The 18,394-nt window shown below is 59.4% G+C and carries 14 protein-coding genes and 1 pseudogene; 6 read left to right on the forward strand and 9 right to left on the reverse strand.

Going from position 1 to position 18,394, the window contains the following annotated elements; all coding sequences use genetic code 11:
• Window positions 1-24 precede the first annotated feature (24 nt).
• A complete protein-coding gene (treS, locus tag AC1RAC_RS01100) occupies window positions 25-2,088 on the reverse strand; it encodes a maltose alpha-D-glucosyltransferase (RefSeq protein ID WP_034127524.1) in 2,064 nt (687 codons plus the stop codon).
• Between the two features lie 185 nt (window positions 2,089-2,273).
• Window positions 2,274-3,062 (reverse strand): AraC family transcriptional regulator, encoded by a 789-nt coding sequence (locus AC1RAC_RS01105; RefSeq protein WP_181124276.1) that lies wholly within the window; start codon window positions 3,060-3,062, stop codon window positions 2,274-2,276.
• Between the two features lie 187 nt (window positions 3,063-3,249).
• Here AC1RAC_RS01105 and AC1RAC_RS01110 point away from each other — a divergent pair, with 187 nt between their 5' ends.
• From AC1RAC_RS01110 to AC1RAC_RS01130, 5 genes are all read left to right on the forward strand, one after another.
• Window positions 3,250-4,875 (forward strand): APC family permease, encoded by a 1,626-nt coding sequence (locus tag AC1RAC_RS01110; protein WP_492616017.1) that lies wholly within the window; start codon window positions 3,250-3,252, stop codon window positions 4,873-4,875.
• Between the two features lie 11 nt (window positions 4,876-4,886).
• Window positions 4,887-5,813: a 4-hydroxyproline epimerase gene (locus tag AC1RAC_RS01115; RefSeq protein WP_492616018.1), complete on the forward strand. Its 927-nt coding sequence runs from the start codon at window positions 4,887-4,889 to the stop codon at window positions 5,811-5,813.
• Between the two features lie 37 nt (window positions 5,814-5,850).
• Entirely contained in the window at window positions 5,851-6,798 is a 948-nt protein-coding gene (locus AC1RAC_RS01120; RefSeq protein ID WP_054919134.1) for a dihydrodipicolinate synthase family protein, read from the forward strand.
• Between the two features lie 162 nt (window positions 6,799-6,960).
• Window positions 6,961-8,532 (forward strand): aldehyde dehydrogenase (NADP(+)), encoded by a 1,572-nt coding sequence (locus tag AC1RAC_RS01125; protein ID WP_034127529.1) that lies wholly within the window; start codon window positions 6,961-6,963, stop codon window positions 8,530-8,532.
• A 2-nt stretch (window positions 8,533-8,534) separates the two neighbouring features.
• The gene (locus AC1RAC_RS01130; protein ID WP_492616019.1) at window positions 8,535-9,782 is read left to right on the forward strand and encodes an NAD(P)/FAD-dependent oxidoreductase; all 1,248 of its coding nucleotides are present in this window, start codon (window positions 8,535-8,537) and stop codon (window positions 9,780-9,782) included.
• A 3-nt stretch (window positions 9,783-9,785) separates the two neighbouring features.
• On the opposite strand, the gene AC1RAC_RS01135 is transcribed toward AC1RAC_RS01130, so the two are convergent.
• From AC1RAC_RS01135 to AC1RAC_RS01150, 4 genes are all read right to left on the reverse strand, one after another.
• A complete protein-coding gene (locus tag AC1RAC_RS01135) occupies window positions 9,786-10,700 on the reverse strand; it encodes an ADP-ribosylglycohydrolase family protein (protein ID WP_492616020.1) in 915 nt (304 codons plus the stop codon).
• 37 nt (window positions 10,701-10,737) lie between these two features.
• Window positions 10,738-11,721 (reverse strand): GlxA family transcriptional regulator, encoded by a 984-nt coding sequence (locus AC1RAC_RS01140; protein ID WP_198833157.1) that lies wholly within the window; start codon window positions 11,719-11,721, stop codon window positions 10,738-10,740.
• 961 nt (window positions 11,722-12,682) lie between these two features.
• Window positions 12,683-13,291, reverse strand: coding sequence for a LysE family translocator (locus tag AC1RAC_RS01145; protein WP_014718583.1), 609 nt, complete (start codon window positions 13,289-13,291; stop codon window positions 12,683-12,685).
• Window positions 13,292-13,413: 122 nt separating this feature from the next.
• Window positions 13,414-13,863, reverse strand: coding sequence for a winged helix-turn-helix transcriptional regulator (locus AC1RAC_RS01150; protein WP_054897395.1), 450 nt, complete (start codon window positions 13,861-13,863; stop codon window positions 13,414-13,416).
• 96 nt (window positions 13,864-13,959) lie between these two features.
• Here AC1RAC_RS01150 and AC1RAC_RS01155 point away from each other — a divergent pair, with 96 nt between their 5' ends.
• Window positions 13,960-14,901 (forward strand): aromatic alcohol reductase, encoded by a 942-nt coding sequence (locus AC1RAC_RS01155; RefSeq protein ID WP_034127534.1) that lies wholly within the window; start codon window positions 13,960-13,962, stop codon window positions 14,899-14,901.
• Window positions 14,902-15,337: 436 nt separating this feature from the next.
• Here the strand turns inward: AC1RAC_RS01155 and AC1RAC_RS01160 are convergent, their stop codons facing one another.
• From AC1RAC_RS01160 to AC1RAC_RS01170, 3 genes and pseudogenes are all read right to left on the reverse strand, one after another.
• A complete protein-coding gene (locus tag AC1RAC_RS01160; protein WP_492616021.1) occupies window positions 15,338-16,057 on the reverse strand; it encodes a DUF4377 domain-containing protein in 720 nt (239 codons plus the stop codon).
• A 799-nt stretch (window positions 16,058-16,856) separates the two neighbouring features.
• Window positions 16,857-17,837 (reverse strand): MBL fold metallo-hydrolase, encoded by a 981-nt coding sequence (locus tag AC1RAC_RS01165; RefSeq protein WP_204840107.1) that lies wholly within the window; start codon window positions 17,835-17,837, stop codon window positions 16,857-16,859.
• A gap of 159 nt (window positions 17,838-17,996) precedes the next feature.
• A pseudogene (locus tag AC1RAC_RS01170) lies at window positions 17,997-18,324 on the reverse strand (AAA family ATPase); the annotation flags it as partial.
• Window positions 18,325-18,394 lie beyond the last annotated feature (70 nt).

Below are 18,394 nucleotides of genomic sequence, written 5' to 3' on the forward strand. Positions count from 1 at the left end.
GCCACAGTTACCGTTTCGTCGCCTTTACATCGGCGTGCTGCTCACCACCCGCAACGCCAACCCTTCATAAGCGTCCAGGGTAATCGTGAACGCGCCCTCCTCGGTCAAATCGCCTTCCACCCGCTCATTGATGATATCCACCACCGGCCCCGGTGCGATGTTGGGCAGGTGCAGGGTTTCGGTGATCGGCGTGGCGCCAAAGTTCAGCGCAGTGATTTGCGTGCCCTTACCCGCCGGTAGTTCGTGCACCATGATCAGCAAGCCTGGATGCTCGACGTCCGGCACCAGGATCTGGCGGCTGGCGGCGATGTCGTAGGCGCGGCGTACGGCGAGGATTTTTTGCAGTTGGGAGGCAAAGGACTCCGGGTCCTGCAGTTGGCTGTTCAGGCTGCCATACAGGCTTTTCGAGCGCGGCATTTGCCCAGCTGACAGTTCGGCGTCGGGGTTCAGGTCTACCAGATCATAGGCGCCACGGTGAATCCAGCGTGTGTCGCCATCGGCCATCAGGTGCGCCACGTCTTCGGCCGCCAACGGCAGCGCGCCCACCAGGTCCCAGCCGGACAAGGCAAACACCCCAGGTTGCATGGCGTTGTACATCACCAGCAGCAAATGGATCTGGCGAATCTGCTGGATATCCGCCGGGGTGATCGCCTCCAGGTCACGAATACCCAGGGCTGCGGTGATGATGCTGGCGGTGGTGCAGGACACGCCGTTGGTGACGAACTTGAGGTTGTACGGCGCATGCTCACCGGTCAGGCGTTCGTACATCTGTTCGCGGATATGCTCGCGCAGGATGTTGCCGGGGAAGGTCTGGCCCTGGAACAGGAAGCTGTCATGGGCGTGTAGCGTCCAGAAGTGCACCAGCTCCAGGGTCAGTTCATCGTGGTTCTGTAGCGCGTGAATCAGCGAGCCGGGGTCGATGCCGAGGCTGTGCATCTGGCGCAGCATCAGACGCAGGAACTCGGTGTCGCCCATCAGCAATGCATGCTGGTAGGCCGGCCGGGTGATGAAGTCATAAGACAGGTCAGCGCCGCCGTGGGACATGGACGCGATGTCGTCCACGGTGAGGTTGAGTTCCTGAAAACTGAACCCGCCCGCCTTGCGAATGGCGCCGCCGAGTAACTGATTGCCGGTGATCGACAGCGGATGGCTTTCGGACCAGGCCGTGCCATCGAGCTTGCGCTCCACGCCGAGAAAGCCATTGGCATCCAGGCGCAGGATTTTCGCGCCCATCACATCAATGGCGTGCAGCGCATCACCGATGATCATCTGCTGCGCAGCAAACGAAGGGTCGAGCCAGTTGAGCGACGGCTGGCCTTCCTTGAAGTAATGCAGGTACACCCAGCGCCGCGGCTTGCCATCTACGCCGAGCACCACCGGGGTGGCGCTCCAGTCGGTTTCTTTGACGCCGGGCTCGAAGAAAATCACCCGCTGCAATTGGCCGACGATGTAGTGCTTGTCGCGCAGTGCGTCTACCTGGGAGGGGCTGAGGTTTTGTGCATCGCGTCCGGCAGCCACGTCGGGCAGCAACGGCCAGTCTTCCTCGCGTATTTCGACCATGTGGTACAGGCCGGGATAGTCCTCATAGGCCATTTCTGCCAGGCGAAAGTCCGCGCCCTTGCCGGTGTGCGACGGGATCACATCGTCGATGATCACCGCATTGTGCGCGGCAGCCATGCGCGTCAAGGCCTGCAATTGTGCCTCGGTGCCCAGTTGCGGGTCGATGTCGAAGCTGATGCGGTCGAAATTGCCGTCGATGGTCGGGGTGTGCTCGGTGCCAGACAAACCACCGGACTTCTTCAGCGGGCCGTTGTGAATGCCCTGAATGCCGATCTTCGACAGGGTATGCCACAGGGTTTCGTCCCCCAACGCTTCCAGCACGGTGCCGCCTTCGCGGGTGACAATCGAGGCGGGGTAGGCCGTGAACCACACCGACGACAAGGCTGAAGCGTCACGCGGCCGGGTCTGTGCATAAGGCTGCTGCCACAGGCGGCCTTGCCCCGAATAGAGCTTGGCCCGCTGCCGCGCTGCGTGGAGCATGGAATGTTGCACCAGCCAGTTCACATGATCGTTGTTCGCCGCGGTCATAAGCTCGGTACCTGTCGTGGTGAAAAGGGTCGGTGTAAGCATATGAGGGGCGTGGGCGGCATTCGTTGCATCGCAATAGAACGCTTACCCTGTAGGAGCGAGCTTGCTCGCGAAAAACGTCAACGATAACGCGTGCTTCCTGAATGAACGCGGCGCCTGTGAGTTTTTCGCGAGCAAGCTCGCTCCTACAGAAGACATTCACCTGCGCTGCTGCCTTGCGTGGCTTGCCGGTACTGCCTAGGGGTGAACCCGGTTGAAGATTTGAACTGCCGGGTAAACGCGCTGTGATCGGTGTACCCGCATTGCAGCGCAACCTCGGTAATCGGCAGCTCGGTATGCAACAACCGCCGGGCATGTTCCAGCCGGACTTTCTGGATCATTTGCCGAGGCGTGAGGTGAAACACGCGCTTGCAGTAGCGCTCCAGTTGCGCCACGGAAATCCCGGCGATTCGGGTCAATTCCCCCAGGGTGACACGTCGGTTGAAATGGCTGCGGATGTGTTCGTCCACCGCCGCCAGACGCTGATAGGCCGGGTGGGTTTCGCTGGCAGACTGCAAGTCCACCGAAATTCCGGCCAGGCCAATGATCGCGCCGAGTTGGTTGTACAGCGGCCACTTGTGGGTCAGGCACCAGCCGGGTTCGCGGGTGCCGTAGAGGTGCAATTCGAGTTGATCTTCCAACACCAGGCCCTGCCTCAGCACACGACGGTCCTGTTCGGTATAGCCGGGGCCCAATTGTGCGGGAAACACTTCGGCGCTGGTCTTGCCCAGCAGCGGTTGCAGGTGCTTGAGGCCGCAGCGTTGCACCAGGGTGCGGTTGGCGAGCACGTAGCGAGCGTCGATGTCCTTGATGAAAATCGCGGCGTTGGGCAGTACATCAAGCATCGGCAGCAACTGCTCTACTCCGCTTAATAGCTGCTCGATGCTGTGGGGTCGGCTGCCTTGGAAAAGGCTCGCGAACGCGCTTTGCAACATGACTTTCTCAGCCCCTTTATTCGTCGACAGCCAGCAGATTGAGGCATGGGGCGAGCGCTGTCGAGCGCGGCAAATTGTGCTGAATTCGTCATCCATCCCTGCGCAAAACATCAATCGTCAGCCTGCCTGATGGGTTCAGGATAGCGCCACTGCATGCCTATCCAATAACTCACAAAAAGGCGCCGCTATGTCAGGCCAAGGCAAGTTCAAGAAACAGCTGTCACTGATGGACCTCACCTTTATCGGGTTGGGAGCCATCTTCGGATCGGGTTGGTTGTTCGCCGCCAGTCACGTGTCTGCCATCGCAGGCCCGGCGGGGATTTTTTCCTGGCTGCTGGGCGGTTTCGCCGTGCTGTTGCTGGGCATTGTCTACTGCGAACTGGGCGCCGCCCTGCCCCGCGCTGGCGGCGTGGTGCGCTACCCGGTGTACTCCCATGGCCCGCTGTTGGGCTACCTGATGGGCTTTATCACGCTGATCGCGTTTTCCAGCCTGGTGGCGATTGAAGTGGTCGCCTCGCGCCAATATGCGGCAGCCTGGTTTCCCCAGTTGACCAAGGCCGGCTCCAGCGACCCCACCACCCTGGGCTGGCTGGTGCAATTTGCCTTGCTGTGCCTGTTCTTTGTGCTCAATTACCGCAGCGTGAAGACCTTTGCCATCGCCAATAATCTGGTGAGCGTATTCAAGTTCATCGTGCCGTTGCTGGTGATCGGCGTGCTGTTTACCTTCTTCAAGCCGGAGAACTTCCAGGTGCATGGCTTTGCACCGTTCGGCTTGTCGGGCATCGAGATGGCCGTGTCGGCAGGCGGGGTGATCTTTGCCTACCTGGGCCTGACGCCGATCATTTCGGTGGCCAGCGAAGTGAAAAACCCACAGCGCACCATCCCCATCGCCCTGATCCTCTCGGTACTGTTGTCTACGGCCATCTATGTGCTGCTACAAACCGCGTTCCTCGGCGGCGTGCCTACCGAAATGCTCGCCAATGGCTGGGCCGGCATCAGTAAGGAACTGGCCCTGCCCTATCGCGACATCGCCCTGGCGCTGGGCGTGGGCTGGCTGGCCTACCTGGTGGTGGCCGATGCAGTGATCTCCCCCAGCGGCTGCGGCAACATCTACATGAACGCCACCCCGCGCGTGGTGTATGGCTGGGCGCAGACTGGCACCTTCTTCAAGATATTCACGCGCATCGATGAAAAGTCCGGCATCCCGCGCCCGGCGCTGTGGCTGACCTTTGGCCTGTCGGTGTTCTGGACCTTGCCGTTCCCGTCCTGGGAAGCGCTGATTAACGTGGTGTCTGCCGCCCTGATCCTCAGTTATGCCGTGGCCCCGGTGACGGTCGCCGCCCTGCGCCGCAATGCACCCGACATGGCGCGCCCGTTTCGGGTCAAGGGCATGGCGGTGCTGGGCCCGCTGTCATTCATCATCGCTGCGTTGATCGTGTACTGGTCGGGCTGGAACACCGTGTCCTGGCTGCTGGGCCTGCAAATTCTGATGTTTGCAGTGTACCTGCTGTGCGCACGCTGGGTGCCGACCGCGCACCTGAACCTCAAGCAACAAGTACGCTCCTCGGCCTGGCTGATCGGCTTCTACGCCGTGACCATCCTGCTCTCAAAACTCGGCAGCTTTGGCGGTATCGGGGTGATCAGCCACCCGTTTGACACCCTGGTGGTGGCGGCCTGCGCCCTGGGCATTTACTACTGGGGCGCCGCCACCGGCGTACCCGCCCACTGGGTACGCCTGGAGCAGGAAGAGGACGAAAGCGAAGCCGTCAGCGGCGCGCACTACAGCGCCCCACTATCCCCGACTACCCACTGATGGAGCGCCTTATGAAACGGCTGCATGTGATTGACTCACACACCGGCGGTGAACCTACACGCTTGGTCATGAGCGGCTTTCCCGAACTGGTCGGTGCCTCGATCGCCGAGCAACTGGAGCACCTGCGCACCCACCACGATCAATGGCGCCGCGCCTGCCTGCTGGAGCCCCGAGGTAATGATGTATTGGTGGGCGCGCTGTACTGCGCGCCGGTTACGCCGGGGGCGACCTGCGGGGTGATCTTCTTCAACAACGCCGGCTACCTCGGCATGTGCGGCCACGGCACCATCGGCCTGGTTGCCTCGCTGCACCACCTGGGGCTGATCCAACCGGGCGTGCACAGCCTTGACACGCCGGTCGGCCCGGTCGCGGCCACCTTGCACGACGACGGCAGCGTGACCCTGCGCAATGTACCCGCTTACCGCTACCGCAAGCAGGTGCCGGTTGAAGTGCCTGGGCATGGCGTGGTGCTGGGCGACATCGCCTGGGGCGGCAACTGGTTCTTCCTGGTGTCGGACCACGGCCATGAGTTGCAGATGGACAACGTGGAGGCCCTGACCGACTACACCTGGGCCATGCTCAACGCCCTCGAAGCCCAAGGCATCCGTGGCGCAGACGGTGCGCTGATCGACCATATCGAACTGTTCGCCGACGACGCCCACGCCGACAGCCGCAACTTCGTGATGTGCCCCGGCAAAGCCTATGACCGCTCCCCCTGCGGCACCGGCACCAGCGCCAAGCTCGCCTGCCTGGCCGCCGACGCAAAACTGGCCGCAGGAGAACCCTGGGTCCAAGCCAGCATCACCGGCAGCCAGTTCCTGGGCCGCTATGAGTGGGACGGCGAACGCGTACGTCCATTCATCACCGGCCGCGCCTACATGACCGCCGACAGCACGTTGCTGATCGACGAACAAGACCCGTTTGCCTGGGGCATCTGAGCCCATTATTCATTCAACTGAAACCGGAGTTAGCACCATGAGCGACAACATCTTCACCGGCTGCATGCCCGCCCTGATGACCCCTTGCACCGCCGAGCGCCAACCGAACTTCGACGCACTGGTGGCCAAGGGCCGCGAGCTGATCGACATCGGCATGAGTGCCGTGGTGTATTGCGGTTCCATGGGCGACTGGCCGCTGCTCACCGAGGCCCAGCGCCAGGAAGGCGTGGCGCGCCTGGTGGCTGCGGGTGTGCCGACCATCGTCGGTACGGGGGCGGTGAACAGCCGTGAAGCCGTATCCCACGCAGCCCATGCCGCCAAAGTCGGCGCCGATGGTTTGATGGTGATTCCCCGCGTGCTGTCCCGAGGGGCTTCGGTCACTGCGCAAAAGGCCCACTTTGCAGCAATCCTCAACGCCGCCCCCAACCTGCCGGCGGTGATCTACAACAGCCCCTACTATGGTTTCGCCACCCGCGCCGACCTGTTCTTCGAACTGCGCCGCGAACACCCGAACCTGATCGGCTTCAAGGAGTTCGGCGGCGCCGCCGACCTGCGCTACGCCGCCGAAAACATCACCTCCCAGGATGATGATGTGACCCTGATGGTCGGCGTCGACACCCAGGTGGTACACGGCTTCGTCAACTGCAACGCCACCGGCGCTATCACCGGCATCGGCAATGCACTGCCCCGCGAGGTGCTGCAACTGGTGGCCCTGAGCAAAAAGGCCGCCAAGGGCGATGCCAAGGCGCGTCGCCAGGCCCGCGAACTGGAAGCTGCACTGGCGGTGTTGTCCTCGTTCGACGAGGGTTGCGATCTGGTGCTGTATTACAAGCATTTGATGGTGCTCAACGGCGACCAGGGTTACGCCCTGCACTTCAACGAAACCGACGGGCTCAGCGCTGCCCAGCGCCGGTATGCCGAGCAGCAGTACGCGCTGTTCCGTCAGTGGTATGCCAACTGGTCGGCCGAACAGAACGTCGTTTGATTTTCTGTAGGCGCGAGCTTGCTGTGGCGAGGGAGCTTGCTCCCGCTGACTGCGCAGCAGTCTCCGGCTTTTATTGGGGGCGCTTCGCACCCCAGCGCAAGCAAGCTTGCTCGCCACATAAGCTCGCGCCTACAACACCTCTTTTTTTTCCAGGATGTCCCCATGACTCTGACAGGCAAGATGCTGATCGGTCAGCAATCGGTTTGCGGCCATCGCGATGCGATCCGGGCCATCAACCCCGCTACCAACACCCCACTGGAACCCGCCTACGCTGGCGGGGATGAGCAGCACGTCGACCAGGCCTGCGCACTGGCGTGGGCCGCGTTCGACGCTTACCGCGAAACCACCTTGGCAGATCGCGCCACGTTGCTTGAAACCATCGCCACCCACATCGAAGCCCTGGGCGATGAGTTGATCGAACGCGCCTGCGCCGAAACCGGCTTGCCTCGCGCACGCATTGAAGGTGAACGCGGCCGTACCTGCGGGCAACTGCGCGCTTTTGCCCGCACCGTGCGCCTGGGCGAATGGCTCGACGTGCGCGTCGATACCGCACAGCCCCAGCGCCAACCCCTGCCCCGTGCCGACCTGCGCCAGCGCCATATCGCCCTGGGTCCGGTAGCCGTGTTCGGTGCCAGCAACTTCCCTCTAGCCTTCTCCGTGGCGGGCGGCGATACCGCATCGGCCCTTGCCGCCGGTTGCCCGGTGATCGTCAAGGCGCATAACGCGCACCCCGGCACCAGCGAGCTGGTGGGGCGCGCCATCGCCCAGGCGGTCAAAGATTGTGGCTTGTCGGAGGGTGTGTTTTCACTGCTCTACGGCGCGGGTAACGAGGTGGGTATCGCATTGGTGCGCGACCCGCGCATCAAGGCCGTAGGCTTCACGGGGTCGCGCAGTGGCGGTATCGCCCTGTGCCAAGCGGCGCAGGCACGCCCGGAGCCGATCCCGGTGTACGCGGAAATGAGCTCGATCAACCCGGTGTACCTGTTTCCTGCTGCGCTTGAAGCTCGGAGCGAAGCCTTGGCCGAAGGATTCGTCGCGTCGCTGACCCAAGGCGCCGGCCAGTTCTGTACCAACCCTGGCCTGATGATTGCCCTGCAAGGCGCCGCTCTGGACCGTTTTATTCAGTCTGCCAGTGAGCGGCTCTCGCGTTGCCCGTCCCAGACCATGCTCACACCGGGCATCTTCAGCGCTTACGAAACCGGCCTGAAGACCCTGGCCCAGCACGCTCACATCGCCGCCAAGGGCTTGCCAGCGACCGGGCCGAACCAGGGCCAGGCCCATCTGTACGTGACCCAGGCCGAGGCGTTCCTGAACAATCAACACCTGCAAGCCGAAGTATTCGGCGCCGCCTCGCTGGTGGTGCAGTGCCGTGATGTCGAGCACATGCGCCAGGTGTCCGAGCACCTGGAAGGTCAACTCACCGCAACCCTGCACATGGATGACCACGACCTGCCACAGGCGCGGGCATTGCTGCCGGTGCTGGAGCGCAAGGCTGGGCGCCTGCTGGTGAACGGCTGGCCGACCGGCGTAGAAGTGTGCGACGCCATGGTGCATGGCGGGCCCTTTCCGGCGACTTCGGATGCGCGCAGTACCTCGGTGGGCACGGCGGCGATCCTGCGATTCCTGCGCCCGGTGTGTTACCAGGACGTCCCGGACGCCTTGCTGCCCACCGCGCTGCAGCACGACAACCCGCTGCGGTTGCGGCGCCTGCTCGACGGCCAGCGAGAAGCATGATCATGGCCGATCCCAAGCAAGCAGACATCGTAGTAGTCGGCGCCGGCATTATCGGCGTCGCCTGCGCCTTGCAGCTGGCACGCCAAGGCCGCCGAGTCGTCGTGCTCGACCCGCAGGCACCCGGCATGGGCGCCTCCTACGGCAACGCCGGCCACCTGGCAACGGAGCAGGTGTTCCCCATCGCCGACCTGTCGATCCTCAAGCGCTTGCCCGCCATGCTCCTGGACCCCATGGGCCCGCTGCGCCTGGACTGGACCTACCTGCCCCGCGCCCTGCCCTGGTTTATTCGCCTGCTGCTGAACCTGCGGCCAGTGCGTTATCAGCGCACCGTAGCCGGCCTTCGCGCGCTGAACGAAGGCAGCCTGGGCGCGTGGCAACGCTTGCTGCAATCGATTGGGCAAGCGCCATTGCTGCGTGAAGACGGTTCGCTGTTGGTGTATGAGCGCGCCGAATCCCGCGCTGCACTGGATGCAGTGCAGCAACGCATGCGGCAGCAAGGCGTCGTCGTGGACTTCTGGAGCGGCGATGCGGTGCGCAAGGCTGCGCCGCAACTGAGCGACGCCATACAAGGCGGTTTGTTCTTTCCCGCTACCGGACATTTTCTGGACCCGTACACGGTGGTTGGCGAACTGGTGAACGCGGCCAAGGCTGAGGGGGTGCAATTTCTTCAGCAGCGCGTTCTGGACGGACGCCTGGAGGGTAGTGGCGTTTCCCTGATGACCGACCAAGGCGTACTGACAGCGCAGCAAGTGCTGATTGCCTGCGGCGCCTACTCGGCCAAACTCACCGCAGCTCTCACCGGCAAACAAGTGCCGCTGGACACCGAACGCGGTTACCACCTGATGCTGCCCCACGAACAACAGCGCCTGCCCTTCGCGGTCACTTCACTGGAGCGCAAATTCATCATGACGCCCATGACCGGTGGCCTGCGCCTGGCCGGCACGGTCGAATTCGCCGGCCTCGACCGCCCGGCCAATATGCAACGGGCCTGGCAGTTGCACCGTTTGAGCAAAGGGTTGTTCCGACACGAACTGAGCGACAGCGAAGCCACGCCCTGGATGGGGTTTCGCCCTTCCCTGCCCGACTCGCTGCCGATCATTGACCGGGTGTGCGACGGCAAAGTGCTGCTTGCATTTGGTCACCAGCACCTGGGGCTGACACAAGCGGCGGTGACGGCCGAGCGGGTTGGGCAGCTTGCTGCGGGTGAGCAGGTGCCAGAACTACAGCCTTATCGGCTGGATCGTTTCTGAACCTTACTGTGGTAGGCGCGAAGTGCTGAATAACGCATCAGCCGTTTCTTGGATTTCATCGCGCATCCATAGCTTGTTCAACCAACCGACAGGGATAGCCTGGACGCCGTAATACGCCCCCGCCAGTTGCCCAACGATTGCGGCAGTAGTGTCTGCGTCATCCCCAAGGTTGGCGGCGGCCAGTATCGCTTCAGCAAAGTTGGAGGTCTGATCGAAACACCAGAATGCGGCCTCCAGCGAAGCCACCGCATAACCTGAGCCAACGATTTGAGCAGAGGTTTTATCGCGATAGTCGCCAGAGGCGATGCCCTTGACCTTAGGAGCCGACAGCGCGGTGTGGGAAAAACTAAGCACCTGTTTCTTTGGCACGCCGCTCAGGGCATTGCTGATAGCCTCGGCCAGCAGCAGGCAGCACTCGATAGCCTCATGCGCGGCATGCGTAGTTCGCGAGCTTTGCTCGGCAAACAGGTGGATGTCCGCCCTATCTGGAAAGTAAAACAACACGACAGGTGCGAGACGCATCATTGAACCATTGCCGGCCGAATACGGATGCGTTGAGCCCGCAAAAGCGTTGCCACTTCGCTGAAATTGCTCCAGCGCTTCGCGAACCGTCATGCCGATATCAAAGCACTCTCCGGTAGAACTCAAGTAACCCCACTTCCACCAATTCAGATAACGTCCCATCTGGTCCATCGCGTCAAAACCGCCTTTGCGCAACAGGCTTTCGGCCAGACACAGTGCCATGGACGTATCGTCAGTCCATTGGCCAGGCTTGAGGCTAAACGGTCCGCCGCCTAGCATATCCGTCACGGGAGAAAAGCTGCCGCGGGGCATGAATTCAACCGTCGTCCCTACAGCATCGCCACACGCCAGCCCAAGTAGGCTGCCGCGATAACGATCCAAAAGCGTGATGTCCATTGCCACTCCTTGTGAAAATCTTTCTACAACCGCCAGGCTACTTGACCAACCGCTTCTCCTTGGAGGGGCGATAGCCGAAATACGCGCTGTAGCATTTGCTGAAATGGCTCGGCGAGACAAACCCGCACGCCACCAGCACATCCACCTGGGATAACTCGGTGTGCTGCAACAGGCGTCGCGCCTCAGTGACGCGCAGTTCCATGTAGTAGCGCTGCGGCGTGGTACCCAGTTGTTCTTTGAACAGGCGCTCCAACTGGCGGCGGGAACGGCCGGCGTAGACGGCGAGTTGATCGAGTTCCAGGGGTTCTTCGAGGTTGGCGTCCATCAACTTCACCACCTCGCGCAGCGGCGCGCTGACACAGATGTTTTCGGTGGGTTTGATGCGGCGGTAGCGCGACTCTTCGAACGCCAGGATATCTTCGATGCCTTCGACCAAGGCTTTGCCATGCAGGCTCTTGATCCAGTCCAAGGCCATATGGAAAGCCCCCGAGGGGCTGGACGCGGTGAGGCGGTCGCGGTCGATCACGTAGGGCTCGCTGGTGACCTGCGCCGCCTTGGACACTTCGGCCAGCGCCGGGCGATGTTCGGGGTGGATGGCACAGCGGTAACCCTGCAGCAGCCCCGCACGCCCGAGGAACCACGAGCCGTTCCACAAACCGGCGAGGCGCACGCCCGCTTCACCCGCACTGCGCAGCCATTGGATAAATGGCTCGCTCGCCTTGAGTTCGGTACGAAAACCACCGCAGATCACCAACAGGTCCAAGTCCTGCAAGCTCGCCAGCATCAGGTTCGCATCCGGGCGAATGACCAGGCCCAGGTCGCTGATCACTTCGCCCTCACCCCAGCCGAAGGTGCGCGTAGCGAACAGATCAGGGCGCAACAGGTTGGCGGTCACCAGCGTGTCGAGGGTCTGGGTGAAGGCCGGCAAGGAGAAGTGTTCGAGCAGCAAAAAACCGACACGGGTGACCGAGGTCGATTGCTGGGGATTATCACTGAGGTAGCGCAGGTTCTTGCCTTGCATGCCACCGCTGAACTGGCGTCTTTCCATCGAGGGTCGGCCCACGCTTATTGTTGTGCAGTGGGCGCTATCTTAGGGGCAAATGCAGTGCCTGTCTCAGGTGACGCTCGAGGCTGGCAGCGGCCATTGCACTGATCTTGATAAAAACTGTTCGCTTGAAAAGCCACGGCCCAGGCGCTGCGCGGTGATCTGATACGGTTTTTTCTTTTCGATCTGCGCCTGTATTGAAAACCGCTTGAGGCGGACAATAGCCCCATCCCGACACTCCTGTCGTCCCCTTCCCCTCGGAGGCCTTATGACCAAGATGGCAATTTTCCTGTTTGGCTTTTTGGTGTTGACTATTGGCATCGGCATGTTGGCGACCATCTCGCCGGTCTAAGCCCGCATTAGTGTGGCGAGGGAGCTTGCTACCGTGACGGCCTGCCAACCGACGGTGATCCACCTGACGCCCCGAGACCTAAATGTGGGAGCTGGCTTGCCTGCGAAGACGGCCTGACGGTCAACTCAGTTGGACCGTGTACATACCCATTCCTGCGGTAGCGGCCACTTAGGGTTCCGCTTTTACAGCGGCTCACTTTTGAAAAGCCGGAATGCCGGCCCAGACAAAAGTAAGCAAAACGCTCTTGCCCCACCACTCGGCACCTCGCTTAGGCTGGGTGTGCCCGTACTCCGCCAGCGTGGTTTGACGGGGCGCCTAAGATCAAAAGCAGATCAAGAGCGACTCGCTTCGCATCGTGGTTACCGTCGGCTGCTACGGGTGCTTTGCAAAGTTGTATAGATACCTATGGTCATCGCAGGCAAGCCAGCTCCCACATTGGATCGCGGCGCATCAGTTATATCTGTGTCGGCTGCCAGGCCGTCGCGGGAGCAAGCTCCCTCGCCACAGATTTAGCGTCGTGCCGAAGTTATGTAGATACCTATGCTGCGATGACGGCCTGACAGTCAACGCGTTACCTACGCCACCTCAGCCCACAAACAGCATCGGATACAGCGACAGCACCAACAGCCCGGCCATGGACCAGTTGAACATCCGCAACCAGCGCGGCTCACGCAGCAAGTTGCGCAAGCCGCTGCCACACCCCACCCACACGCACACACTCGGCAGGTTAACCACCGCAAACACCAAGGCAATCACCAGCACATTGGTGACATAACCCTCGGCCGGCGTGTACGTAGTGATCGCCCCCAGCGCCATGATCCACGCCTTGGGGTTGACCCACTGGAAGGCCGCCGCACCGAGGAAGGTCATCGGCTTGCCATGTTCATCCGGGTTATCAGACATGCCGCCCGCATTGGCAATCTTCCACGCCAGATACAACAAATACGCGGCGCCGACATACCGCAACAGCGTATAGGCCCACGGGAACAGCTTGAACACCTCGCCCAAGCCAAGCCCCACACAGATCACCAACAGCATGAAGCCGATGCTTATCCCCAGTGCATGGGGCATCGAACGGCGAAAGCCGAAATTTACGCCTGAGGCCAGCAACATGGTGTTGTTGGGCCCTGGGGTGATCGAAGAGACAAAAGCGAACAGCACGAAGGCTGATAACAGGCTGGTAGACATGAACATGGCGCGGCATCCAAGCGGTGGTGATGTGCCTGCGACAGTAGTGGGTTATGGCGCGCTGCGCCCCGTACAGCTAGGGGTGGATCGAGGCGTACACTTGCAAAGTCTTCATCGAGAAGTAGCGCTTACCGAGGCGCATCGGAAACCGGTGTGGGAACCTGCCATGCCGGTTTTTTGCCCTCCTGACTGTCGAAAATACGCCGAGCCTTGCGAAAGTCCTCCACGTTTTCCACCACCCAGGTCCAGATAGGCGACATGCGAATCAAAAGCTCCCTGCCCAGCGGCGTCAGCTCGTACTCGACGCGGGGAGGAATTTCACCGAACTCGCGCCGAACCAACAAACCATCGCGCTCCATGGCACGAAGCGTCTTGGTCAACATGCGCTGAGTCACACCCGTCATCTGTCGTTTTATCTCGGCATGACGCATTGCACCGTACACACCCAGGGCATGCAGGATGCCCAATGCCCAGCGGCTACCGGCATGAGCAAGGACTTCACGCCTGACGCCATCGTCCTCCTCCCTGAGCGACTGGCAGATAACTTCTGCCTGGCTGAGCGTTTCCTGATCGGTCATTTCTACCCCTGGTATCACACGTGTGCCTTCTTATGAGCGCTGCCGAATCGTGCCAGCATGGGCTCATCTTATCGCCAACAGGTCTGCGGAGAAATCATGCCTGAAATGACCCCACTTCCCCCTCAATCGATCCTCGTTCTAGGTGCCGGCGAACTCGGCCTGCCGGTTTTGCGCAACCTGGCGCGGGAGGCCAAACGCGCGCCCGGTTCCACCATCAGCGTATTACTCAGGGAATCGACCATCAACACTCAAGCGCCCGAGAAAAAGGCAGACATCGATGAGCTGCGCAGCCTGGGCATCCAGATGGTCGCCGCAGATCTGGTGAACGACTCAATCGATCAACTTGCCAAGGTCTTCGCACGCTTCGATACCGTGATCGGCTGCGCGGGCATGATCGCGGGCCGAGAAACCCCGATGAAGCTGGCAACCGCCGCACTCAAATCCGGCGTGAAGCGCTACTTCCCCTGGCAGTTTGGCGTGGATTTCGAAGTGATTGGCCGGGGCAGCCCCCAGGATCTGTTCGATGCCCAACTGGATGTGCGTGAGTTGCTGCGCGCCCAGGACAACACTGAATGGGTCATCATCTCGACAGGCATGTTCACCAGCTTCCTGTTCGAGCCGGTGTTCGAGGTCGTCGACTTCGACAACAACACAGTGAACGCCCTGGGCAGCCTCGAGAACAGCGTGACGCTCACGACACCGGACGACATCGGTACGCTGACAGCGCAAATCGTGTTCTTCGAACCGCGCATGCGCAATCAGATTGTCTATCTCGCCGGCGACACCGTCACGTATGGGCAGGTTGCGAGCATGCTGGAACGCGTTCTGGATCGCCCGTTCAAACGCAACGTGTGGACGGTTGACTATCTCATGCAGGCACTGGAAAAAGACCCCACGCACCACATCAAGAAGTACCGTGCTGTATTCGCACAAGGCAAAGGTGTGGCCTGGCCTAAGGCGGCCACGTTCAACGAGCAACAATCGATTCCTGTCACCACTGCTGAGCAGTGGGCTCGGGAAAACCTTGCAGTCCATTGAAAACCGGATGCTGAAGCCAGCCGTAAAGGCTGGCACGGGTGAAGGGACAGTCAGCGGCTCTGAGCTTCACGCTGCTGGCCAGAAACATGTTGTTTTTTTACATGCCTACGCGACTTTAGCTCGTATTGATGGTGAATAAACCAGGCGATCAACAATAACCCAGTGACGCCAAAAACCAAGACCAACAGCTCTAGTGCAGTACCTTCATGTGAAAACATTTTTCGTTCCTCGTCCTGAAGCCGTATGACCTAAAAAACAGTCACACCGAAATTGTTTGTAATAATTCAAACATTTTCAGGGTAGTCGGCAAATCCGCACGTGACAACCCCTGATCGACCCAGGACCCTTGATCTAGACGTGTCACTCGTCGAAAACACGCATAAATCACAGGCAATAAAAAACCCCGTAGACGCTGATCTACGGGGTTTGTGTTCGCTTACTTGCTGCCAGAAGCGTCCTGCTCGACCACCATATCCAACACGTAGACCGTCGAAGGCGCATCCGCTGGCGGATTCTTCCATTCGTACTGTTTGACCCGCAGCACAGTGCGCACGCCGTCATGATGCACAAAGCCTTCGATAGGCTGGTACAGCGGATGCCAGGTGTCTTGGGTCGCCAGTTGCAGGCCCGCGTCGTCATAGCGACGCTCGCGCACTTGCAGGCACTGATAACCTGGGATCAAAGGATGGCTGCACTTGACCGTCTTGGCCGCCACTTCCAGAAACTTGACCTCACCCTCGCTACCGTAGCGGGTCTGCGGGGTGGCCTCGCCTTGCAGCTTGAGCACCGAGCCATCCGCTGTCGTCAGTTGCAGCATCGGCGCCACGTTATCGCCGGTGATCACAGCGCGCAGATCACCCTTGAACAGCCGCCCTACTTGGGCATCAAGGTCCATCAGGCTCTTGTCACAGGCCATCAGCGTAGAGGCCAGTGGCTGAACCTTCAGAACTCCGTTCTGATAGTGAAAGCCGCCGAACTGACGATTGCAGCCACCGCTGATGCTCAGGTTCTTGTCACCGAAGGCAACGCGCAACTTGCGCTCGATGCCTTTGTTCATCGCCACAAGAGGCTTGCCCGACGCATCCGTTGCCGAGACCAGGTTCCAGTCGTAAGCGGATAAGGTTGGCTGGGCTACGGCTGCTGAGGTAATAGGCATTGAAGGTGATTCTTCATGGCTTTTGGAAGGGGCGGCACAGCCTTGGATGAGTGCAGCACACACGGCTACAAGAAGAATTTTTTGTTTCATGGGTCACTCTGTCAGCTTTGATGAGTGCGGGCGTTATCCTGCGCAGGCAGGATAAGCGCGCGGCTAAACCGGCATGAGGAGGTCGCTTGAGGCTCTACTGAGCGTAGACCCAATGCGCGCTTGGCGGACCTCTTTCTTGGCCGATAGCAATCGGACATCATTTGCTTCGATCAGTTTCACGGAATCAGGGCGGTGGCGGTATCGCTGCATTTTTGGCATAAAAAACCCCGTAGACGTTAATCTACGGGGTTTCCAAGAGTGGAGGCCGAGGTCGGAATCGAACCGGCGTAGGCGGATTTGCAATCCACAAGTAAAACCTTAAAAATCAATTAGTTAAACAAACTACTTTTCCGCATTTGTGATGTATCAAAACGGCTGGAGACCTTCGTTTGCGCGACGTTGATTTTTCATTGCGGAACTGTTTTCGCTCCAATCTTGGCTGGTCAGCATCGCCGCCATCGCTTCACCCACTCCCTGAATTGGCCCTCGACACAACGGCAAGACGCAACTATCGGCCTAAAGCATTCCTTCAGAAAGAGCTTGAATTGGCTGGTTACTGCTGCCTTTAACCGACACAAGACCGAGCACATGGGGCTATTTTTTGGACGCCATAGCCCGCCCGTATTTCCCTAATAAAATCAGGTCCTTGCGCTTTCATAATTTGGCCGAGGCTTCCGTATGCCAACCGAATGGCGGGCCTATTCGATGGCTACCAGGCATCTAGATTGATAGGGGCGAAAGCGACAGGCAGTTGCATCTTCACAGCGTCCCGTTGTGCCAGAGGGATCAACATGCCCATGCTCTGATCGAATGCGTCCAATATACGCGGCATAGCGGTCAACGGTTGGTCCAAGGGCTCAAAAAAATTATCCCAATGGATCGGGATCACGATTTTAGCGCCAGTCTGGACAACCGCCTCTTGCCAATATTGAGCGACAAACTCCGGGGTTTGTTTACCTAAAGTTCCGATGCCAAGAAATACCACATCTGCCCTGACATCCTTGAACTTGCCTGGACTGTAATTACCACTGGCGATCACCAGAAGGCGACGGCTGCCATGAATGATCAGATATGAGAAGTTTCCGCCAACTTTGAAATCTCCCTGCCGGACAGGGGTGTGTAGCGGATGATCTATGAAGCCTGGTGAGGTGGGATTTGGTGAGTGCGGGGTCTCAAAGGCTTTAATTTGAAATTGACCAAACGAAAAAGATTCTCCGTCTTTGATTATCTTTATACGCTCAGAAGGTAATCCGGCACCTAAAACGGCGTTGGCAGTCGATGCTGTTCCCAATACGGTAGCGCCTGTTTTGAGAGCTACCAAGCCACTGTCCAGGACATGGTCGTAATGCGAGTGCGCGACGAATATCGCTGCAAGTTTGGAAATGCCAGCGCTGCGCAAACTTGCATCGATGCGCTGCTCATTAGGCTGTATAGGCATCAGTAGCACCGAATAAATACTTGGTCGTGAGAAAAAACCGTCCTCCATGATCGCAGTTTCCCCATCATCGAAGCTCAATGTGCCAGCGCCCAGAAAACGCACAGTCAAGTCTGGAGATCCTTGACCGACTTGCGGTCTTAGCGAAGCAAAGGGTTGAACCGAGGGTGATGAAAATTCCCATGCCCCCCAGAGTGCCCCTACCAACACGGCCATAACAAATGCACAACCCAACAATTTTTTGCTACGACTCACGCTTTATCTCCTAGTATTGAAATGGATAGGCATCGCAGCCCTCCATAGCCGAATCTGAGTTTTTACATCTAAACAGCTCGCCTCATATAAGACGAGACGCATTAAGTTACGCCGTAAGCACCTTCTAAGTAAGCGTCTGCTAATCGCATTTTTTGCGATTTAGACTTTAGATGACGCTACTCTTTGGATAAAACATTCGGTAATCATCGCCACTGCTGAACCGGAGACGTCAGGGCTGTGTCTAAATTAAATGGATCGCTTGCCCACGTCTCATATTCGTGATCCAGTACAGATTGCCAGGTCGGCGGAGTCAGCCTAAGAATATCAATTTTTCTGATTTCTACCCGGTGCTGGTGTTCGTTTTTATCAGAGCAGATCACTTGGCTGTCATTAAAGTATCACCAAAGCGTATGGCAATATCACTCGCCGTCTTTCGGTTTTTGATTACTGGGTTAACACAGTCAACTATGACGGTACTGCCAAAACGAAATTACGTCCAATAGCTCATGAGCTGATCTGTTCATCCGCCCAATTACTATCAATGGACACAGCCCCGC

The sequence above is a fragment of the Pseudomonas sp. GW823-FHT02F05 genome, assembly GCF_058797315.1.